The following is a 19,887-nucleotide window of genomic DNA, read 5'->3' on the forward strand; positions in this document are numbered from 1 at the left end:
GCCCGCCGTTGCAACCGAGTGTTCCCGTTTATGTGCGGCGGGGTGAGGGCACCCCGCCCTGCGGAATCCGTTGTAAAGTGTGTTTATTTTAGCACAGCTTGGCGCCAGCCGGAATGCTGTCGTCCAGCATGAGCAGGTTGAGCTTTTCGTCCTTTTCGGCGGAGAGCAGCATGCCGTTGGACTCCTGACCCATCATCTTGCGCGGCGGCAGGTTGGTAACGGCGACGACCGTCTTGCCGACCAGCTCCTCCGGCTTGTAATACTTGGCAATACCGGACAGAATCTGACGCGGCGTGCCCGAGCCGTCATCCAGCTGGAACTTGAGCAGCTTATTGCTCTTCTTGACGTTCTCGCATGCGAGCACCTTGCACACGGTCATATCGACCTTGCAGAAATCGTCAAACGGGATATCCGGCAGGAACTCAACTGCAGGCTTCTGCTCTGCCTCGGCAGCCTTCTTTTCCTCCTCGATCTCAGCGAGCTTCTTCGGAATGTCGATGCGCTCGAACAGGATGGAGGCTTCGCCGACCGGCTGTCCCGGCTGCATGCCGTCAAACGAGGTCAGGCTCTCGACGCCCTTGTTTTCAACACCCAGCTGTGCGAAAATCTTGTCGGCGGTGTCCGGCAGATACGGCTTCAGTTCAACCGCCGCAAAGCGGATCGCTTCGAGCAGGTTGTACAGCACCGTGCCCAGACGCGCCTGCTTGCTCTCGTCCTTGGCGAGCGCCCACGGCATGGTCTCGTCGATATACTTGTTGGAGCGGCGCAGCAGTGCGAATACCTCGTCGATGGCATCTGCAACGTGCAGGGTGTCCATCTTCTTCTCAACAGCCGCCGGCAGACCGAGTGCGACTGCCTTCAGCTCGTCATCAAGTGCTTCCGGTGCGGTCGGCGCCGGAACAATGCCGCCGAAATACTTCTTGGTCATGGCAATCGTGCGGTTGACCAGATTGCCGAGCACATTTGCCAGATCAGAGTTAATGCGCTCGCAGATCAGCTCGTAGGAGAGTACACCGTCATTTGCGAACGGCATCTCGTGCAGAACGTAGTAGCGGATGGCATCCACACCGAACAGGCGAACCAGATCGTCCGCATAGATAACGTTGCCGAGCGACTTGGACATCTTGCCGTCGCCGACCAGCAGCCACGGATGGCCGAATACCTGCTTCGGGAGCGGCTCGCCCAGAGCCATCAGGAAGATCGGCCAGTAGATGGTGTGGAAGCGGATGATATCCTTGCCGATCAGGTGCACATCAGCCGGCCAGAACTTCTTGTAGTGCTCATCGTGGTTGCCGTCCGGATCGTAGCCGCAGAAGGTGATATAGTTGGTAAGCGCATCCAGCCAAACATAGACAACATGGCCCGGGTCAAAGTCTACCGGAATGCCCCAGCTGAACGAGGTGCGGGAAACGCACAGGTCCTGCAGACCCGGCTTGAGGAAGTTGTTTACCATCTCGTTCTTGCGGCTCTCCGGCTGAATGAACTCGGGGTGCTCCTCGATGTGCTTCATCAGGCGGTCGGCGTACTTGCTCATGCGGAAGAAGTATGCCTCCTCCTCGGCGTCTACGCACGGGCGGCCGCAGTCCGGGCAGCAGCCGTCCTTCAGCTGGCTCTCGGTCCAGAAGGACTCACACGGCTTGCAGTATTTGCCCTTGTACGCACCCTTGTAAATATCGCCCTGATCATACAGCTTTTTGAAGATCTTCTGCACCTTTTTCTCGTGCATCGGGTCGGTGGTGCGGATGAACTTGTCATAGGTGGTGTTCATCAGATCCCAGATGGTCTTAACCTCACCGGCAACCTTGTCAACGTGCTGCTGCGGCGTGATGCCGGCTGCCTCGGCCTTCTCCTGAATCTTCTGACCATGCTCGTCCGTGCCGGTCTGGAAATAAACGTCGTAACCGGTCATGCGCTTGTAGCGTGCGATAGCGTCGGCCAGCACGATCTCGTAGGTGTTGCCGATGTGCGGCTTCGCCGAGGTATAGGCGATCGCCGTTGAGATATAATAGGGTTTCTTGTCCATTCGTGTATTCTCTCCTTACATATATAAATATGTTTTATGCGTGACAGCAGGGAACAGGAAACAAAAAATCCTCCGTTCCTGCAATGGCCTGTATTTTGCCACTGCAAGGACGGAGGACAAACCTTCCGTGTTACCACCTTGCTTTACGCCTTCCTCGCGGAAAGGCGCCTCAGCGGGTAGAATGCTACCCATCGTCCTCGATAACGGCAGGACTTTGCCGCCGCAGCCTTGCATACTATTACAAAGTAAGTTCGGTGCGAAGCTCCAAGACCATGTTCGGCAGTGCCCTCCGCGTTCCGCTTTCACCGCCCGGAACTCGCTTTGACGTACTTCACTGCGTACTCTTCTCTTCACTGCTTTTAACAGATGTGCTCAGGAAAACAGCGTTTTCCTGTATACAGTGTTATTTTACTATATTGGAGAAGGTTTGTCAAATCTGTTTGCGGTGCAGTATGCCCGGCGCTGCCTTAAAAAAAGTCTTGACAACAGCGGCTCAGAGGTCTAATATAAAAACATATTGATAAAGGTGATGAACGGGTAAAGTAATTGTCACCCCTGTCCGCAGAGAGCTGCCGGTTGGTGTAAGGCAGCGTCAGGAAGCAGTGAAACTCGCCCGGGAGCTGTCCGCTGAAAGTCCTTCGGACCGGTAGGAGGGAACGGATACCCACCGTTACAGGGGAGCGCATTGTCAGATGTGCATAGAGGGGTCGCACCATACTGCGGCAACAAGAGTGGTACCGCGGAGCTTTCGCTTCGTCTCTTAATGATTGGATTAAGGGACGGAGCTTTTTTTGTCCCTGTAAACCCGGTAAAATTCTGAATAGGAGAGGACAAGATACCATGGGAAGAACAGTTAAGATTTTTGATACGACGCTGCGTGACGGTGAGCAGTCCCCCGGCTGCAGCATGAACCTGAATGAGAAGATCGAGGTTGCAAAGCAGCTCGAAGCCCTCAAGGTAGATATCATTGAAGCAGGCTTTGCGGCTGCTTCTCCCGGTGATGCTGCTGCTATCGCAGCAATCGCTGATACCGTGCGCGGCGCTACCATCTGCTCGCTGGCACGCTGCCGTGAGCAGGACATCGAGGCGGCATGGAACTCCATCCGCCGTGCAGAGTCTGCCCGCATTCACACCTTCCTCGCGACCAGCCCGGTACACATGGAGTACAAGCTGAAGATGACGCCGGATGAGGTGCTGGAATCCGTAGCGCACAACGTGGCCTTCGCCAAGAAGTTCTGTTCGGACATCGAGTTCTCCGCCGAGGACGCAACCCGCTCCGACCTCGACTTCCTGTGCCGCGTTGTGGAAACCGCCATCAAGGCCGGTGCTACTACCATCAACATTCCGGATACCGTCGGCTACATGATCCCGCAGGAGTACGCATCCCGCATCAAGTATCTGCGTGAGCACACCGAGGGTATCGAGAACGTAATCCTGTCCTGCCACATGCACAACGACCTCGGCATGGCAGTTGCAAACTCTCTGGCAGGCGTTGAAGCCGGTATTGACCAGATCGAGTGCACCATCAATGGCATCGGCGAGCGCGCAGGCAACGCCTCGATGGAGGAGTGCGTTATGGCGCTCAAGACCCGTGCTGACCACTTCGGCATCGGCTGCAACATCGAAACCACCCAGATCTACCGTGCAAGCCGCATGATCCAGACCATTACCGGCGTTGCTGTTGCACCGACCAAGCCGATCATCGGTGCAAATGCGTTCGCACACGAGGCAGGCATCCACCAGCACGGCGTGATGGCCAACAAGGAAACCTACGAGATCATGACTCCGGAATCCGTCGGTATCCCGAAGAACGCGATCGTGCTCGGCAAGCATTCCGGCCGTCACGCCTTCGAGGAGCGTCTGCATGAGCTGGGTTACACGCTCGACCATGAGAAGCTCGAAAAGGCATTCGAGAAGTTCAAGGTTCTGGCCGACAAAAAGAAGGTCATCAAGGACCGCGACCTCGAGGGTCTGATCGGTGCTGTTCCGGTTTCCGGCGAGGAGCGCTATACGCTCGACCGCTTTGTTATCAACTCTGGCAACACCATTACCTCTACCGCTGTTATCCGCGTCAAGAAGGGCGACGAGATGTTTGAGCGTGCTGCCGCTTCCGACGGCCCGATCAACGCATCGTTCCATGCAATCGACAAGATCATCGGCAAGGAAATCGTTCTGGAGGACTACTCGCTGCGCGCACTGACCGACGGCGAGGACGCACAGAGCGAGGCTATTGTCAAGATCCGCGTAGACGGCAGCAACGAGGTTGTTACCGGCCGCGGCGTATCGGTTGACGTTATGGAGGCGTCCATCAAGGCGTACATCAACGGCATTAACAAGTATTTTAACGACTAATTCAGCAGGAGGAACGCTGTTATGGGTATGACAATGACGCAGAAGATCCTCGCAAAGCATGCGGGTCTGGAAAGCGTAACGGCAGGTCAGCTGATCGAGGCAAACGTAGATCTCACGCTGGCAAACGATATCACCGGTCCGGTTGCCATCCGAGAGATGGAGAAGGCGGGCTTCGACAAGGTGTTCGACAACACCAAGATTGCGCTCGTAATGGACCATTTTGCACCGAATAAGGACATCAAGTCCGCTGAGCAGTGCCTCGAATGCCGCGAGTTCTCCAAGAAGTACAACATCGTAAACTTCTTCGACGTTGGCGCAATGGGTATCGAGCACGCGCTGCTGCCGGAAAAAGGTCTGACCGCTCCCGGTGAGCTTATTATCGGCGCGGACAGCCACACCTGCACCTACGGCGCACTGGGTGCATTCTCGACCGGCGTTGGCTCTACCGACCTCGCCGCAGGCATGGCGACCGGCAAGGCATGGTTCAAGGTGCCGAGCGCCATCAAGTTTGTGCTCACCGGCAAGCTGAACCCGTGGGTATCTGGCAAGGACGTCATCCTGCACATCATCGGCAAGATCGGCGTGGACGGTGCGCTGTACAAGTCGATGGAGTTTGTCGGCGAGGGCGCACACGAGCTGTCCATGGACGACCGCTTCACCATCTGCAACATGGCGATCGAGGCCGGTGCGAAGAACGGCATTTTCCCGGTGGACGACAAGACGATGGACTATATCAAGAGCCGCGTAAACCGCGAAGTTACCGCATTTGAGGCCGACGCTGACGCAGAGTACGAGCAGACCATCGAAATCGACCTGTCTGCACTTCGTCCGACCATCGCATGCCCGCATCTGCCGGAGAACACCAAGACCATTGACGACCTCGGCCATATTGAGGTTCAGCAGTCGGTCATCGGTTCCTGCACCAACGGCCGCATCGACGATATGCGCGTTGCAGCTGAAATCCTCAAGGGCCGCAAGGTAAATCCGAATGTGCGCACCATCATCATCCCCGCAACACAGGAAGTTTACCTGCAGTGCATCGAGGAGGGCCTGACCAAGATCTTCATTCAGGCTGGCGCTATCGTTTCCACGCCGACCTGCGGCCCGTGCCTCGGCGGTCATATGGGTATTCTGGCGCACGGCGAGAAGGCGGTTTCCACCACCAACCGCAACTTTGTAGGCCGTATGGGGCATATTACCTCGGAAATTTATCTGGCAAGCCCGGCCGTCGCTGCCGCAAGTGCGGTAGCAGGCTATATCTGTGCACCGGACGACCTGAAGTAAGGGAGGAAACACATACCATGAACGCAAAAGGCAAGGTTTTCAAGTACGGCGATAATGTCGATACCGACGTTATCATCCCCGCACGTTATCTGAATATCGCAGACCCGAAGGAGCTGTCCACCCACGCAATGGAGGACATCGACGCGGATTTCGTAAAGAATATGCACCCGGGCGATATCGTTGTTGCGACCCGCAACTTCGGCTGCGGTTCTTCCCGTGAGCACGCGCCGCTTGTTCTCCGTGAGAACGGCGTTTCCTGCGTGATCGCGTCCTCGTTCGCGCGTATCTTCTACCGCAACGCCATCAACATCGGCCTGCCCATCCTCGAGTGCGAGGCAGCGGCGAACGGCATTGATGCAGGCGACGAGGTAGAGGTAAACTTCGACACCGGTGTGATCACCGACGTTACCAAGGGCGAGAGCTGGCAGGCAGCTGCATTCCCGCCGTTTATCCAGAACATCATCAAGGCAGGCGGCCTGCTCAAGTCGCTCAAGGAGAGAGAGGCATAATCCTATGGAATACAATATTGCTGTTGTCAAGGGTGACGGCATCGGCCCGGAGATCGTATCCGAGGCTATGCTCGTGCTCGATAAGGTCGGCGAGAAGTTCGGCCACAAGTTCAATTTTCAGGAGGTCCTCGCAGGCGGCTGCTCGATCGACAAGAACGGCATCCCGCTGACCGATGAGACCATCGAGATCTGCAAGAACGCGGATTCCGTGCTGCTCGGTGCAGTCGGCGGCCCGAAGTGGGACGATGTGCCGAGTGCAAAGCGTCCGGAGAAGGCACTGCTCGGTCTGCGCGCCGCACTGGGCCTGTTCGTCAACCTGCGTCCGGCGCAGATGCACAAGGCACTCGCGGATGCGTGCCCGATCAAGCCCGAGATTATCGGCGACGGCTTCGACATTCTCGTTTGCCGTGAGCTGACCGGCGACGTTTACTTCGGCAAGCACTACCGCCGCGAGAGCGACAAGGGCTGGGGCGAGACCGGCGCGGACGACATGAACTACTCGGTATATGAGGTAGAGCGCATCGGCCGCCGTGCTTTTGAGATGGCGATGAAGCGCAATAAGAAGGTCTGCTCGGTAGACAAGGCAAACGTGCTTGAAACCAGCCGCGTATGGCGCGAGACCATGCACCGCATCAAGGACGAGTACCCGGAGGTTGAGTACACGGATATGTACGTTGACAACTGCGCGATGCAGCTCGTCCGCAATCCGGGTCAGTTCGATGTTATCGTAACCGGCAACCTGTTCGGCGATATTCTGTCCGATGAGGCTTCTATGATCACCGGCTCTATCGGTATGCTGCCGTCCGCCTCCATGAACGAGAGCGGCAAGGGTATGTACGAGCCTATCCACGGCTCCGCGCCGGACATTGCGGGCAAGGGCATCGCGAACCCGATCGCGACCATCCTGTCGTGCGCGATGATGCTGCGCTACTCCTTCGGCCTCAAGGACGAGGCAGACGCCATCGAAACCGCTGTTGAGAATGTCCTCAACGCAGGCCACCGCACCGCGGACATCGCCGCAAAGGGTGAGAAGGTACTGTCCACCTCGGAGATGGGTGCACTGATTCGCGAACAGCTTTAAGAATAATCAGGAATGAGTAATCCGTAATTACTCCGTGAATTTTTCCTATCAAGAAACCCGGTTGCGATTAGGCTGCAACCGGGTTTTTCGATAGTCTTGCGGCTTCGGTTTTTCGAAGCCGTTTTTGTTATATGGAGAATCGGCTTTACGCGTTCTCGCTGTTTCTCTAGCTCTTGGCATAGCTCTTGAACGAGTGGATAACGATCGTCAGACCGAGCACAATCAGCAGTACCGCAAGGATAAGCTGCAGACCGTTTGCGATGAATACCGCGCCCCAGGTGGTTTCACCGGCCGGAATAGCCGTTGAGGCGGCAGCAGAGATCGCCTTTACCATAGCAAGGAAACGCTGCACCAGCGCGGTGAAGGTAACACACAGCATGATGATCAGCGGCGGGAAGATCATCTTGTTGCTGCGGCCGGTAACCTTGAGGAATATGCAGAGCGTGATGAGCACCAGAGCGCTCAGCAGCTGGTTGGCCGAACCGAACAGCGGCCAGATATTGGCATAGCCGATCTTGGTGAGCAGGAAACCAAATGCTAGCGTGATAACCGTGGAGAAATATACGTTACAGAACAGCTTGCGCCAGCCCTCAGCATGCTCCATGTCATCGACGGAGAACAGCTCCTGAAAGCTCATGCGGCCGATACGCGCAACCGCGTCCAGACTGGTCAGCGCCAGTGCGGAAACACACATGGTCATAAATGCAGTAGCAACATAAACCGGAACGCCGAACATCTCGAAGAAGCCTGCGACACCGCTGCTGAATACCTGGAACGGCGTGCCCGCTGCCGGCGTACCGTCAGCTGCTGCAGCAGCACCGGCAACGCACAGTGCCAGAACAGCCAGCAGGCTTTCCAGCACCATTGCGCCATAGCCAACCTTGGGCATGTCCTTTTCGTTCTCGATGGTCTTGGAGGACGTACCCGAGGAAACCAGGCTGTGGAAACCGGAAACCGCACCGCATGCAACGGTTACAAACAGGATCGGGAACATCGTGCCGAGCTTCTCATTGGTAAAACCGGTGAATACCGGCAGATTCATAGTCGGATGTGCAACAACCAGACCGACGACTGCGCCTGCGATCATGCAGATGAACATGAAGGTGGTCATGTAGTCGCGCGGCTGCTTGAGCAGCCACATCGGAAGGACAGCGGCGAAGAAGATATAAACGAAGGTGATATAGCTCCATGCTGCCTTGCCGAAGATAAGCGGGCAGTTCATGCCGATTGCAAAGGAGGTAACGATGCACACAATACCGACAACGGCTTCCTTCCAGCCGGTCAGGTTAAACTTTTTCTGGATAAGGCCGAGCACAACCGCGAATACCATAAACATGATGGAGATCATGCCTGCCGCACCGTTGGTGGTTGCGGCAGCAGCCAGCTCGGTAACGCCTGCGTCAGTGACAGTGTAGGCGTTGAATGTGCCCGCAACCATATCTGCGAATGCCGCAACAACGATGCAGCAGAAGATCCACGAGAAAATCAGGAACAGCTTGCGGCCGGTTTTGCCGATGTACTTCTCAATCAGCATACCCATCGACTTGCCCTTGTTCTTAACCGAAGCGTACAGCGCGCCGAAGTCGGCTACCGCGCCGAAGAATACGCCGCCGATCAGCACCCACAGCAGTACCGGCAGCCAGCCGAACGCCGCAGCCTGAATTGCGCCGGTTACAGGGCCTGCGCCCGCGATGGAGGAGAACTGGTGACTGAATACCGTCCAGCCGTTGGTCGGCACAAAGTCCTTGCCGTCATTAAATTCAACGGCAGGCGTCTTGGCTTTCGGGTCGATACCCCATTTGTTCGCCAGCCAGCGTCCGTAGAAAACGTACGCGCCGAACAGAACAACAGCCGCGATCAGCACAATTACAAGTGTGTTCATGTTTTTTCGTCTCTTTCTTGAAATGATTTGCGTTTCCGCAGCCAAAGGTACGCAAAAAAGCCTTCGTCCATGCAGGAGGATCACGAAGATGATCCTGCAAAGACGAAGGCATATACATTGCTATTGCTGTATTTACTTCCGCGTTACCACTTTGCTTGCCGACAGTACGCTGCCGACCTCTCATTGCCGCCCGGTACCGCATTCTTCCGGAGGGCTTTTCCTGTTAACGGTGGATATCCGGCCTCGACTACTCGGCATTGCCTTTGATCGAAGCTGCTCGCAGGGGATAGCGAACCCGTGCCTTGCTGCCGTCTTGCACGACCGACGGCTTTCTGTGAGCGGTGATACGGATACGTCATGTCCTGTTCAAAGCATTTGGCTACTGAACGATTCGTATAATAGACCTCTTTTTGCCGTTTGTCAACCGGACAGGAGACGAAAAATGCAATTTTGGCAACACCTGCAAATCCGGCAGTATTGATAAATGAAAATTTGTTTATTTTTTAACGGCGTATCATATACAGCAAGATTCTATACTTGACAAATGCATTTTACACGGCTTATACTGATATTATATAAAAGACAAGCAAGGGTGCTGTGATGAGCGGCTGAGAGGGCGAGAAACCCAACCTTTTGAACCTGTTGGTTAATGCCATTGTAGGGAAGCTGTCGCATTGCTGGGATTGAGTGCTTCGGTTTTGCCGCAAGGTGAAAACGAGGCGTTTTTTTATTTTCCCGGCAGCGATGATAAAATTGGAGGGAACAGGAATGAAAACAGTGCTTACTATTGCCGGTTCGGACTGCTCCGGCGGTGCAGGTGTACAGGCCGATCTGAAAACCATGGCGGCACACGGCGTGTTCGGCATGAGCGTTATCGTATCAGTCGTAGCGGAAAACACCGCACGCGTGATCGACATTCAGGACATCAGTCCCCGGATGATCGAGGAGCAGATTGACGCGGTGTTTGAAGACATCGTGCCGGATGCGGTTAAAATCGGCATGCTGTCCTCGCCGGAGTGCATGAAGGCGGTAGCCGGCAAGCTGGCACAGTACAAGCCGGCGCACATTGTGATTGATCCGGTGATGTTCGCTAAAAACGGTGATCCGCTGATGGATCCGGCGTCTGTCGGCGCACTTATTGAGACCGTGCTGCCTTTTGCCGAGGTGCTGACACCGAACGTACCGGAGGCGCAGTATCTGGCAGATATGGAAATCCGCACGCCGGAGGACATGGAGGAGGCGGCACGCCGCATCTATACCAAGGGCTGCAGAAACGTGCTCGTCAAGGGCGGCAAGAACATCGCGGGCGCGGTGGACGTACTGTTTGACGGCGAGACCTGTCACCGCATTGAGATTGAGCAGATCAACACCACCAGCACGCACGGCACGGGCTGCACGCTGTCCTCTGCGATCGCATCCAATCTGGCGCTTGGCCACAGCGTGCCCGAGGCGGTAAAGCTGTCTAAAGAGTATGTCACCGACGCTATCCGTCATGCACCCGGTCTGGGGCATGGCTGCGGTCCGCTTAACCATTTTTGCCGTATTTTTTCGGAGGAGTAAGAGAAAATGAAGAAAAGTTCTATCCGTAAACTGACAATCGCAGGTGTTCTGGTCGCGGTAGCGGTCGTTGGCAGCCTGTTTTCCATTCCGGTGCTCGGCGCGAAGTGCTCGCCGGTGCAGCATATGGTGAATGTGCTCGGCGCTGTTCTGCTTGGACCGTGGTACGCACTTGGCATGGGCTTTGCAGCAGCACTGATTCGCAATGTGCTCGGCTTGGGAAGTCTGCTGGCGTTCCCGGGTTCGATGATCGGTGCGCTGCTGTGCGGTCTGGCCTACAAGGCCTGCCCGAAGCTGCCGGTCGCTTACGTTGGTGAGGTATTCGGCACCGGCATTCTCGGCGGTCTGGCTTCCTACCCGATTGCCGCATTCGTGATGGGCAATACCAAGGCAGCTCTGTTCACCTTCGTGCCGTCCTTCCTCGTGTCCACTGCGGTAGGTGCCGCAATTTCTGTTCTGGTGCTGAGTGCCCTCAAGCGCACGCATGTTCTCAGCACACTGGAAGGTGCTAAGCATTGATCGAAACCATTAAAACCGTTCTCGAAAATACACAGAACCGCACACCGATGGTGCATTCCATCACCAATAATGTTACCATCAACGATTGCGCGAATATCATCCTTGCGGCAGGCGGCACGGCCATTATGGCGCAGGATGAGCGCGAGGTCGAGGAGATTACCTCGCACGCGCAGGCGCTTGTACTCAACATGGGTGCTGTCCGCGCGCAGGAGGCCATGCTGCGTGCAGCCAAGATTGCCAGGCGAAACGGCAATCCGGTCGTACTCGATCCGGTAGCCGCCGGTGCCAGCACGCTCCGGCGTGAAATGTGTTCCCGTCTGTTAAGTGAAAATCTTGTTTCGGTCATTCGCGGCAATGCATCCGAAGTGCGGGCGCTCGCCGCAGGAGCCGAGCAGGAAACCGGCGTGGAAGCCAGTGCGCTCGACAGCGTGACCGAGGACAATTTACAGGAATCCGCAGCGTGGCTGCGGTCGTTCAGCCGCCGGACCGGAGCTGTTGTCATGCTCACCGGCGCGATGGATGTAATTACCGATGGAACCCGTACCGCAGTGGTGCGCGGTGGCAGTGCGTATCTGCGGCGGATCACCGGCGCGGGCTGTATGCTCACTTCGCTGACCGGTGTATACTGCGGTGCGAATCCAGATACATTGTTAGAAGCCGCAGTCACGGCATCGGAGGTGATGAAGCATTGCGGAGAAACAGCCGAGGCGCGTGTGCGTAAAGAGATGGAGGGCACCGCTTCCTTTCGTACGCGCCTGATCGACGCGGTAAGTCTGCTGAACGCGGATGAGCTGACGCCGAATCTCTGTTTGCAGATTCTGTAAGCAGGAAAAGTGCTGCCGGCAGAATTTTGCCGTCAGTCTTAGGAAAATCATCAACATACTTTCATTGGGGGTACCACCTTGAACAACAAAACCACCGAAAGACTGCTTTCCGCAACGCAGGACATCTGGGAAGGCTATCTGAACCATCCGTTTGTCCACGGTATTGCCGACGGCAGCCTCGACATTCAAAAATTTCGTTTTTATCTTCTGCAGGATTATGTTTATCTGTTTGATTACGCAAAGGTATTCGCGCAGGGCGTTGTCAAGTCCCGCGATCCCGAGATTATGCGCGTATTTGCTGGTTATGTGGCAAGCATCCTCGGCGGCGAGATGAATATTCACCGCAGCTACATGAGCCGTCTCGGCATCACCGAGGAGGACGCAGAGCGCGTCAAGCCGTCGCTGAATAACGAGTCTTACACCTCATACATGCGCGCTGTTGCGGCCGAGGAAGGCCCTGCAGAGATCATGGCAGCTGTGCTTTCGTGTGCACTCAGCTATGAGTATATCGCTAAATGGATTGTGGCCAACTACCCGAACGCCGATCAGCATGAGTTCTACGGTGAGTGGGTACAGGGCTACGCATCCGAGGACTATGCGGCAGAAAACCGCAAGCTGGTCGCTTATATGGAGCGCTTGAGTGAGGGCTATACCGAGCCGCAGCTTGCGCGTCTGACCGATATTTTCGTCGCATGCTCGCGCTACGAGGGCATGTTCTGGGACATGGCCTGGAACGAGGCGATGTAAGCCATGCTGGAGTTTCGCAACGTCGTTTTTCAGTACGACAGTGAGGATTTTAACATCATCGACGGTCTGTCCTTCCATCTCGAGAAGGGAGAATTCGTGTCGGTCATCGGGCCGTCCGGCTGCGGCAAATCCACGATTTTCCGCCTGACCAACCAGCTTCTGCCGCGCAGGAGCGGTGAAATTCTGGTGGACGGCAAGAGCATCGACGGACGGCGCGGCTACTGCGGCTACATGCCGCAGCGCGACCTGCTGTTTCCGTGGCGCACGGTGAACGAAAACCTGCGTCTGCCGATGGAGATTCGCGGCGGTATTTCCCGCGCGGAGATGGACAAGCGTGTGGCGGAAACGCTTGAGCACGTTGGTCTGGCCGGCTGGGGCGACAAGCGCCCGGAGGAGCTTTCCGGCGGCATGCGTCAGCGTGCGGCATTCGCGCGTACGCTGCTGACCGGCTCGGAACTGCTGCTGCTCGATGAGCCGTTTTCCGCGCTCGACTTTCTCACGCGCATCACTATGCAGGAGTGGCTGCTCGATCAGTGGGAGCAGGACAGCAAGACCGTCCTGTTCATCACGCACGATGTAGAGGAGGCTATTTTCCTGTCCGGCCGTGTTCTGGTCGTGGAAGATACGCCGATCCGCAAGCTGCACTCGTTTGAAGTGCCTGCGCCGTATCCGCGCACGCGTGCGTGTCTGACCGACCCGAAGATGCTCGAGCTGAGAGAAAATCTGATTTCGCTGCTCAGAAAAGAGGTGCAGGCATGAAAAAGAATGCAAATCTGCCCGCACTGATCTTTATGTTCGCGCTGCTCATCGTCTGGCAGTGCATAGCCATGGGCATGAATGCGGCCTACATTCTGCCGTCGCCGACGCAGGTGCTTGTGCGCCTGTGGGAGCTGCGCAAGCCGCTGTTCACCGCACATCTGCCGGCCACCATGCTGTGTACCGGAGTCGGCCTTGCGATCTCGATCGCGCTCGGTCTGCTGCTCGCCATCGTAATGGACGCGAGTCCGTCGGCGGAGAAAATGCTGTACCCGCTCATCGTCGCTTCACAGACCATTCCGACGACTGCACTTGCGCCGCTGTTTGTGCTCTGGTTTGGCTACACGATCTGGAGCAAAGTGCTCGTTACCGTGCTCATCACGTTTTTTCCGATCGCGATGACCGTGTTTGACGGTTTCCGCTCAGCGAAGACCGATATGATCGATATGCTCAAGACCTTCGGCGCAGGCAAGAAGGAGATTTTCCTCAAGCTGAAGATCCCGGCAGCGCTGCCGTACTTTTTCTCGGCGCTCAAAATGGCGATCCCGATGTCGATCATCGGCGCTGCTATCGGTGAGTGGTTGGGCGCACAGGCGGGTCTCGGCTATTTCAGCCGCCGCATGATGACGCAACTGGACGGCGCAGGCGTGTTTGCACCGATTGTACTGTTGAGCGTGGTTGCGATGATCGCAGTAGGTATTGTAAGCTGGCTGGAAAAGAAGATCATCACCTGGCGCAGCAGTTTATAATCTTAATAACACAATTTTAAGAAAACGAAATTTTTGTTCTAACATAAGGAGAAAATCATATATGAAAAAGCGTATTCTTGCACTTCTGGCAGCAGGCACCATGCTGCTGACCGGCTGCGGCGCACAGAACGCCGCACAGTCTGATGCGGCAAAAAGCGGCAGCGATGATCTGCAGCACCTGACCGTTGTGCTCGACTGGTATCCGAATGCTCTGCACGCATTCCTGTACGAAGCACAGGAGAAGGGTTACTTCGCCGAGGAAGGTCTGGATGTGGATATCCAGTCTCCGGCAGGCGTAAACGATGCAATGAGCATGGTTGCCGCCGGCAAGGCAGACATCGGTCTGTACTATCAGCAGGATGTGATTCAGGCTCGCGCAGAGCAGAATGTGCCGATCAAGTCCATTGGTGCAGTGGTTCAGGGTCCGCTGAACATCATCCTGTCGCTCAAGGACAAGAACATCACCAAGCCGCAGGATCTCGAGGGCAAAACGATCGGCTACGCAGGCACCGAGCTTTCCGAGGCACTGGTCCGCAGCATCATGCAGTCCAACGGTGCCGATCCGAACAGCGTGAACATGGTTGACGTTGGCTTCGACCTGATGAGCTCGATGACCACTGGCAATGTTGATGCAACCATCGGCTGTCTGGTCAACCACGAGGTACCGCAGATGGAGAAGGAAGGCTTCGAGGTCAATTACTTCTTCCCGGATGATTACGGTGTGCCGAAGTATTACGAAGGTATTTTCCTCGCAAGCGATGATATGATTGCGAACAATTCCGATACGCTGAAGGGCTTCCTGCGCGCTTGCAGCAAGGGCTTTGAGGACTTCAAGAGCAATACCGACGATGTTCTGCAGGTTCTGCTCGACAATCAGGACGAGGCAAACTTTGCACTTGATCCGGATGTAGAGAAGAAGTCCTGTGAGACGCTGCTGCCGCTTATGGAGACTGAGGGCGCCAAGTTCCTCTCTCAGACCGAGCAGTGCTGGCAGGAAAATATTGACTGGATGTACGATCAGGGCCTGATCGCAGAGAAGCCGGATGTTTCCGACGTTATGGTAAACCTCGACTTCTAAAAATACGCATATAGAACAGGGGACAGAGCATTGGCTCTGTCCCTTTTGTGTTATCCGTCCAGCTTGTCGATCATCTCGCGCATTGTGTTCGCAGAACGCTGCAGCTGTGCCAGTTCTTCCTCGGAGAGCGGAATATCCAGCACGGCTTCCGCGCCGTTTCGTCCGACGATAGTCGGTACACCCAGACAAATACCGTCCACGCCGTAGTGTCCGTGAATCATAGAGGTGACCGGCAGCACGGAATGTTCATTGCGCACAATAGCCTCCGCGATACGCCGCACCGCCATGCCGATACCGTAATAGGTTGCGCCTTTGCTGTCGATAATCTGGTAAGCCGCATCGCGCACATGCTCGTAAATGCGGGAAAGCTCGTCTGCAGGCTTGGTGATGCCGGCAATGCGGCAGTAATCGTCCAGATCAGCACCGGAGATGTTAGCGCTCGACCATACCGCCAGCTCGCTGTCGCCGTGCTCGCCGATGATGAACGCATGCACGTTGCGGCTGTCCACGCTAAGCCGCTGCCCGAGCAGATACTTGAGCCGCGCGGTATCCAGCACGGTACCGGAACCGAGTACACGTCCGGCAGGGAAGCCGCTCAGCTGCTGCGCCAGACAGGTCAGCACATCGACCGGATTGGACACAACCAGCAGAATCGCCTCACGATTGACTGCCGTAAGCTGTGCTATGATGGAGGACAGAATGCCTTTATTTCGTCCGAGCAGCTCCAGACGGCTTTCGCCCGGTTTCTGGTTTGCGCCTGCCGCAATGATGATAAGACCGCATTCGGCGAGGTCAGCATAGTCTCCGGCAGTGACGCGGCACGGCTTGCTGAACGCCACACCATGATTGATGTCCGATGCCTCACCGATAGCCTTGCCGCGGTTCATATCCACGAGTACCAGATCGGAGAATAGTCCGGAAACCGCCAATGTGTATGCGCAGGTCGCGCCGACAAAGCCCACGCCGATCACGCCGCATTTTTGAATATTCGTCATATTGGATACACTCCTTCTGCGAGTAGTATATCCGTTTTGTTGTTGGAAAACACATGGCTTTGTGCTATACTTATACTGTATTTTTATAGGCAATATCAGTTCAGGAGGATAGGACTATGAATAAATGGTTACGCGCTGTCTGCGTCGGCGCGGCTGCCGCTGCCATGTTGACCGCTTCGGCCTTTGCGGCAAATTATACGAATTGTGCAGATTCACTGCACGAAATGGGGCTGTTTCAGGGCACGCAGAACGGCTACGATCTTGACCGCACGCCGACCAGAGCGGAAGCGGCTGTCATGCTGGTGCGGCTGCTCGGCAAGGAGGCTGAGGTCAAGACGCTGACGTATACTGCACCGTTTACCGATCTCAAGGGATGGGAAAAGCCGTATGTGCAGTATCTGTACAGCAACGGTCTGGTGAACGGCACGAGCCGGACGACCTTCAATCCGACCGGCAAGTGCACCGCGCAGATGTACGCGACCTTCCTGCTGCGTGCGCTCGGCTACTCGGATACGGCGGATTTCAGCTATGCGAACGCGATAGAGACTGCTCGTGAGCAGGGTATTTACGACACCGGTATCATCAACGTGCAGAATTTCCTGCGCGACGATGCTGCAGCGGCAAGCTACACGGCGCTGTCTGTTTCACCGAAGAACAGTGAAGGCACGCTGCTCGATCAGCTTGTCAGCGAAAACGCGATAACCGAAGCGGACGCGAAATCGTATCAGAATCTGTTTTCGACCTACGCGCAGTACCGCGAGGAAACCGCCGGTATGGATGCTCTGCTGCATTACTCGGTCAACAGCGAGTTTGCGTCTCCGGTGGCTGTAACTCGTGACGAAAAGACCGTCATGCAGATGCAGACGAGCGAGACCACCGTGTTCGACCGCGAGAAGAACGAACTGCTCACCGACCGCAAAATGACGCTTTCCGCGCCGAATACATCGGATAAGCAGCTGCTGACGCAGAGTTATCTGTCGGACGGTGCGCTGTATCACAAATTGAACGGCTCGTGGTCGGCAGAGCTGGTGACTGCCGCTGAGCAGGAGGGCCTTGCCGCGATGTATGGCCGCGTACCGCTGGTATGTGTCGATTCGCTGAGCCAGCGTGCAGGCAGCTGGACCATTACCTGTGCCGATACGCCGAATGCGTACACCGAACTGCTCTGGTCGGTCGAAAGTGCACTGGGTGATTTAGACGAAGCCGTCCGGCTGCAGCCGACCACGGTAACGCAGTCGGTCAGCGGCGGTACGATTCGCAGGCAGAGTGTTTCCGCAGCCTTCACGCTGGACGGCATGACGGCAGAGCCTGTTATCATCAGCACACTGGACAAAACCGGTGCAGATGCTGTGCTGAACGCGCCCAAGTAAACGCATAAGTTCCGTCTTTTTCGCATATCTGTGTGATACGGAGGTGCGGAGATGGAGAGACGGCTGAAATGCGGCATTTGCGCCGCGGCGGCACTGGCGCTGGTGCTGTGCTTTGGCATGGAGCAGAAAAACCGTGCAATGCAGACGGCAGGGAACGCTCAAACCACGCTCGTCATTGATGCCGGACACGGCGGCTTCGACGGCGGCGCGGTCGGCGCGGATGGAACCGCCGAGCAAGATATCAATTTGAGCATTGCAAAACGGGTGCAAGTGCTGGCGAATTTCTTCGGTGTGCCGACTGCTATGACGCGGCCGGATGAAAATGCACTTGATTACAATCCTTCCCGCACGGTGCGCGAGAACAAAATCGCGGATATCAAGGCGAGAGAAAAGCTGGTAAACAGCATTCCGTCACCGGTGTTTCTGAGCATTCACCTGAATAAATTCAGTGACGCACAGTACCATGGCGCACAGGTGTTCTACTCGGCAGGGAATGTGCAGAGCAAGCCGTTGGCCGAGCAGATACAGCAGTGCTTGATCGACGGCTGCGACCCATTGAATCATCGCAAGGCTAAACAGGCAGACAGCGCCATCTATCTGATGAAAAGGCTGGACTGTCCGGCGGTTATCATCGAATGCGGCTTTCTGTCCAATCCGGCCGAAGAAGCGCGGCTGCGGGACGAAACCTATCACAAACAACTTGCTGCCGCCGTGATCTGCGGATATTTACGCAGCCAGAGCGGTATGTAACGGAGGAAATATGAAGCAAAAGACAGTTTTTCTGTGCGGTGACTGCGGATATGAAAGTCCGAAATGGTACGGCAAATGCCCGTCCTGCGGCGCATGGAACACCATGAGCGAATTCAAGGAGAAACCGGTTTCGGCGGCACGCGGCACGAATACATTTCAGCGCGGCGAATCGCGGCCGACGCTGCTCAAGGATATTGATACCGGAGACGAAAGCCGGTTCCATTCAGGCATCGGTGAACTCGACCGCGTTCTCGGCGGCGGCGCTGTACACGGCTCGTTTGTGCTGGTCGGCGGTGAGCCGGGCATCGGCAAATCCACACTGCTGCTGCAGATGTGTCAGGAAATGTGCAAAAACGCACGCGTGCTCTATGTTTCGGGCGAGGAATCGCTCAAGCAGATCAAAATTCGTGCGGCACGCCTGCACATTTCTTCACCCGAGCTGTATATCCTTGCCGAGACCGACATGGAGCAGATCATCAACGAAACCGAGCTGCTCGAGCCGGATATTCTGATCGTGGACTCTATCCAGACAGTCTACAAGCGTGATTTAACTGCCGCTCCCGGCGGTACAACCCAGATCAAGGAATGTGCGATGAGCCTGATGCAGTACGCGAAGAATCGTAACGTGACGATTTTTATTGTTGGTCATGTCAACAAAGAGGGTACGCTGGCAGGCCCCAAAATCCTTGAGCACATGGTGGACTGCGTGCTGTATTTCGAGGGGGAATCCGCCGGTCCGTTCCGCTGTCTGCGTGCGGCGAAAAACCGTTACGGCTCGACCAATGAAATCGGCGTGTTTGAGATGAGCGATCACGGTCTGCTCGAGGTGCAGAATCCGTCTGCGGCTATGCTGGCCGGTCATCCGCAGGGTGCGTCCGGCAACTGCATTGCCTGTGTGATGGAGGGCAGCCGTCCTCTGCTCGCCGAGGTGCAGGCGCTTGCTGCGAAAACGCAGTTTGGTGTGCCGCGCCGCACCGCTGCCGGCGTGGACTACAACCGCATGGTGCTGCTGCTCGCCATTCTGGAAAAACGATGCGGGCTGTTTCTGTCGTCGAGCGATGTGTATGTCAACGTCGTCGGCGGCATGCGGCTGGACGAGCCTGCTGTGGATTTGCCGATGGTGCTGGCAATCGCATCCAGCTTTCGGGACAAGCCGCTGCCGGAAGGCGTCATGAGCTTCGGCGAGGTCGGCCTGACCGGCGAGCTGCGTGCGGTGTCCAATCCGGGACAGCGTATCAATGAAGCATATCGTCTTGGTTTCCACACCTGCATCATGCCCATGCAGGATGTGGACGAGGACCTGCTGCAGAAAATGAATATCGTGCGTGCGAAAACCGTCGGTGACGCGATTCGTGCCGTATTGTAAGCATAATTTTCACCTCCTCTCCGCAGACTAAACTCAGTTTGCGTC

The 19,887-nt window shown here is 56.1% G+C and carries 17 protein-coding genes and 1 other annotated feature; of the genes, 14 read left to right on the top strand and 3 right to left on the bottom strand.

What is annotated here, in order from left to right:
- Positions 1 to 88 precede the first annotated feature (88 nt).
- Positions 89 to 2,023, bottom strand: coding sequence for a methionine--tRNA ligase (metG, locus tag DW088_RS02920; protein WP_117752003.1), 1,935 nt, complete (start codon positions 2,021 to 2,023; stop codon positions 89 to 91).
- A gap of 520 nt (positions 2,024 to 2,543) precedes the next feature.
- Positions 2,544 to 2,787, top strand: a binding site (T-box leader).
- A 76-nt stretch (positions 2,788 to 2,863) separates the two neighbouring features.
- Between metG and DW088_RS02925 the strand changes: the two genes are divergently transcribed.
- From DW088_RS02925 to leuB, 4 genes are read left to right on the top strand one after another with little or no spacing between them, the layout of a single operon-like run.
- Entirely contained in the window at positions 2,864 to 4,375 is a 1,512-nt protein-coding gene (locus DW088_RS02925) for a 2-isopropylmalate synthase (RefSeq protein WP_118359336.1), read from the top strand.
- Between the two features lie 21 nt (positions 4,376 to 4,396).
- Complete coding sequence (gene leuC / locus DW088_RS02930; protein WP_199720394.1) at positions 4,397 to 5,659, top strand: 3-isopropylmalate dehydratase large subunit; 1,263 nt, start codon at positions 4,397 to 4,399, stop codon at positions 5,657 to 5,659.
- 17 nt (positions 5,660 to 5,676) lie between these two features.
- Positions 5,677 to 6,168: a 3-isopropylmalate dehydratase small subunit gene (locus DW088_RS02935; RefSeq protein ID WP_117488093.1), complete on the top strand. Its 492-nt coding sequence runs from the start codon at positions 5,677 to 5,679 to the stop codon at positions 6,166 to 6,168.
- 4 nt (positions 6,169 to 6,172) lie between these two features.
- Positions 6,173 to 7,249 (top strand): 3-isopropylmalate dehydrogenase, encoded by a 1,077-nt coding sequence (leuB, locus tag DW088_RS02940; protein ID WP_117488091.1) that lies wholly within the window; start codon positions 6,173 to 6,175, stop codon positions 7,247 to 7,249.
- Between the two features lie 166 nt (positions 7,250 to 7,415).
- On the opposite strand, the gene DW088_RS02945 is transcribed toward leuB, so the two are convergent.
- Positions 7,416 to 9,131 carry a carbon starvation CstA family protein gene (locus DW088_RS02945; RefSeq protein WP_118359338.1) on the bottom strand — a complete coding sequence of 572 codons (1,716 nt, stop codon included), beginning with the start codon at positions 9,129 to 9,131 and terminating at the stop codon, positions 7,416 to 7,418.
- Positions 9,132 to 9,899: 768 nt separating this feature from the next.
- Here DW088_RS02945 and thiD point away from each other — a divergent pair.
- From thiD to DW088_RS02980, 7 genes are all read left to right on the top strand, one after another.
- Positions 9,900 to 10,691, top strand: a complete 792-nt coding sequence (gene thiD / locus DW088_RS02950; protein ID WP_118359340.1) for a bifunctional hydroxymethylpyrimidine kinase/phosphomethylpyrimidine kinase — start codon at positions 9,900 to 9,902, stop codon at positions 10,689 to 10,691.
- Positions 10,692 to 10,697: 6 nt separating this feature from the next.
- Positions 10,698 to 11,207: an energy coupling factor transporter S component ThiW gene (gene thiW / locus DW088_RS02955; protein ID WP_118359342.1), complete on the top strand. Its 510-nt coding sequence runs from the start codon at positions 10,698 to 10,700 to the stop codon at positions 11,205 to 11,207.
- Positions 11,204 to 12,031: a hydroxyethylthiazole kinase gene (gene thiM, locus DW088_RS02960; protein ID WP_243022916.1), complete on the top strand. Its 828-nt coding sequence runs from the start codon at positions 11,204 to 11,206 to the stop codon at positions 12,029 to 12,031. The genes thiW and thiM overlap by 4 nt, the downstream gene beginning before the upstream one ends.
- Positions 12,032 to 12,109: 78 nt before the next feature.
- Entirely contained in the window at positions 12,110 to 12,778 is a 669-nt protein-coding gene (tenA, locus tag DW088_RS02965; RefSeq protein WP_118359344.1) for a thiaminase II, read from the top strand.
- Between the two features lie 3 nt (positions 12,779 to 12,781).
- Positions 12,782 to 13,537, top strand: a complete 756-nt coding sequence (locus DW088_RS02970; protein WP_117488086.1) for an ABC transporter ATP-binding protein — start codon at positions 12,782 to 12,784, stop codon at positions 13,535 to 13,537.
- On the top strand, positions 13,534 to 14,283 hold the full coding sequence (locus DW088_RS02975; protein WP_118359346.1) for an ABC transporter permease: 750 nt from the start codon (positions 13,534 to 13,536) through the stop codon (positions 14,281 to 14,283). The genes DW088_RS02970 and DW088_RS02975 overlap by 4 nt, the downstream gene beginning before the upstream one ends.
- A 61-nt stretch (positions 14,284 to 14,344) precedes the next feature.
- On the top strand, positions 14,345 to 15,361 hold the full coding sequence (locus DW088_RS02980; RefSeq protein WP_118359348.1) for an ABC transporter substrate-binding protein: 1,017 nt from the start codon (positions 14,345 to 14,347) through the stop codon (positions 15,359 to 15,361).
- Positions 15,362 to 15,411: 50 nt separating this feature from the next.
- Here DW088_RS02980 and DW088_RS02985 read toward each other — a convergent pair whose 3' ends face one another.
- Positions 15,412 to 16,356 carry an L-lactate dehydrogenase gene (locus DW088_RS02985; RefSeq protein ID WP_118359350.1) on the bottom strand — a complete coding sequence of 315 codons (945 nt, stop codon included), beginning with the start codon at positions 16,354 to 16,356 and terminating at the stop codon, positions 15,412 to 15,414.
- Positions 16,357 to 16,472: 116 nt separating this feature from the next.
- On the opposite strand from DW088_RS02985, the gene DW088_RS02990 reads away from it, so the two are divergent.
- The 3 genes from DW088_RS02990 to radA are packed head-to-tail and all read left to right on the top strand — an operon-like array spanning position 16,473 to position 19,842.
- The gene (locus DW088_RS02990; protein ID WP_118359352.1) at positions 16,473 to 17,726 is read left to right on the top strand and encodes an S-layer homology domain-containing protein; all 1,254 of its coding nucleotides are present in this window, start codon (positions 16,473 to 16,475) and stop codon (positions 17,724 to 17,726) included.
- A gap of 51 nt (positions 17,727 to 17,777) precedes the next feature.
- Positions 17,778 to 18,476, top strand: coding sequence for an N-acetylmuramoyl-L-alanine amidase (locus DW088_RS02995; protein ID WP_118359354.1), 699 nt, complete (start codon positions 17,778 to 17,780; stop codon positions 18,474 to 18,476).
- Positions 18,477 to 18,486: 10 nt separating this feature from the next.
- A complete protein-coding gene (gene radA, locus DW088_RS03000) occupies positions 18,487 to 19,842 on the top strand; it encodes a DNA repair protein RadA (protein WP_110436803.1) in 1,356 nt (451 codons plus the stop codon).
- The last annotated feature ends 45 nt before the right edge of the window (positions 19,843 to 19,887 follow it).

The sequence above is a fragment of the Butyricicoccus sp. AM05-1 genome (assembly GCF_003474415.1).
Lineage (GTDB): Bacteria > Bacillota > Clostridia > Oscillospirales > Butyricicoccaceae > Agathobaculum > Agathobaculum butyriciproducens.

Coding starts and splice junctions, on each gene's coding strand:
- metG (WP_117752003.1), bottom strand. CDS start 2,023: ATGGACAAGAAACCCTATTATATCTCAACGGCGATCGCCTATACCTCG.
- DW088_RS02925 (WP_118359336.1), top strand. CDS start 2,864: ATGGGAAGAACAGTTAAGATTTTTGATACGACGCTGCGTGACGGTGAG.
- leuC (WP_199720394.1), top strand. CDS start 4,397: ATGGGTATGACAATGACGCAGAAGATCCTCGCAAAGCATGCGGGTCTG.
- DW088_RS02935 (WP_117488093.1), top strand. CDS start 5,677: ATGAACGCAAAAGGCAAGGTTTTCAAGTACGGCGATAATGTCGATACC.
- leuB (WP_117488091.1), top strand. CDS start 6,173: ATGGAATACAATATTGCTGTTGTCAAGGGTGACGGCATCGGCCCGGAG.
- DW088_RS02945 (WP_118359338.1), bottom strand. CDS start 9,131: ATGAACACACTTGTAATTGTGCTGATCGCGGCTGTTGTTCTGTTCGGC.
- thiD (WP_118359340.1), top strand. CDS start 9,900: ATGAAAACAGTGCTTACTATTGCCGGTTCGGACTGCTCCGGCGGTGCA.
- thiW (WP_118359342.1), top strand. CDS start 10,698: ATGAAGAAAAGTTCTATCCGTAAACTGACAATCGCAGGTGTTCTGGTC.
- DW088_RS02970 (WP_117488086.1), top strand. CDS start 12,782: ATGCTGGAGTTTCGCAACGTCGTTTTTCAGTACGACAGTGAGGATTTT.
- DW088_RS02975 (WP_118359346.1), top strand. CDS start 13,534: ATGAAAAAGAATGCAAATCTGCCCGCACTGATCTTTATGTTCGCGCTG.
- DW088_RS02980 (WP_118359348.1), top strand. CDS start 14,345: ATGAAAAAGCGTATTCTTGCACTTCTGGCAGCAGGCACCATGCTGCTG.
- DW088_RS02985 (WP_118359350.1), bottom strand. CDS start 16,356: ATGACGAATATTCAAAAATGCGGCGTGATCGGCGTGGGCTTTGTCGGC.
- DW088_RS02990 (WP_118359352.1), top strand. CDS start 16,473: ATGAATAAATGGTTACGCGCTGTCTGCGTCGGCGCGGCTGCCGCTGCC.
- DW088_RS02995 (WP_118359354.1), top strand. CDS start 17,778: ATGGAGAGACGGCTGAAATGCGGCATTTGCGCCGCGGCGGCACTGGCG.
- radA (WP_110436803.1), top strand. CDS start 18,487: ATGAAGCAAAAGACAGTTTTTCTGTGCGGTGACTGCGGATATGAAAGT.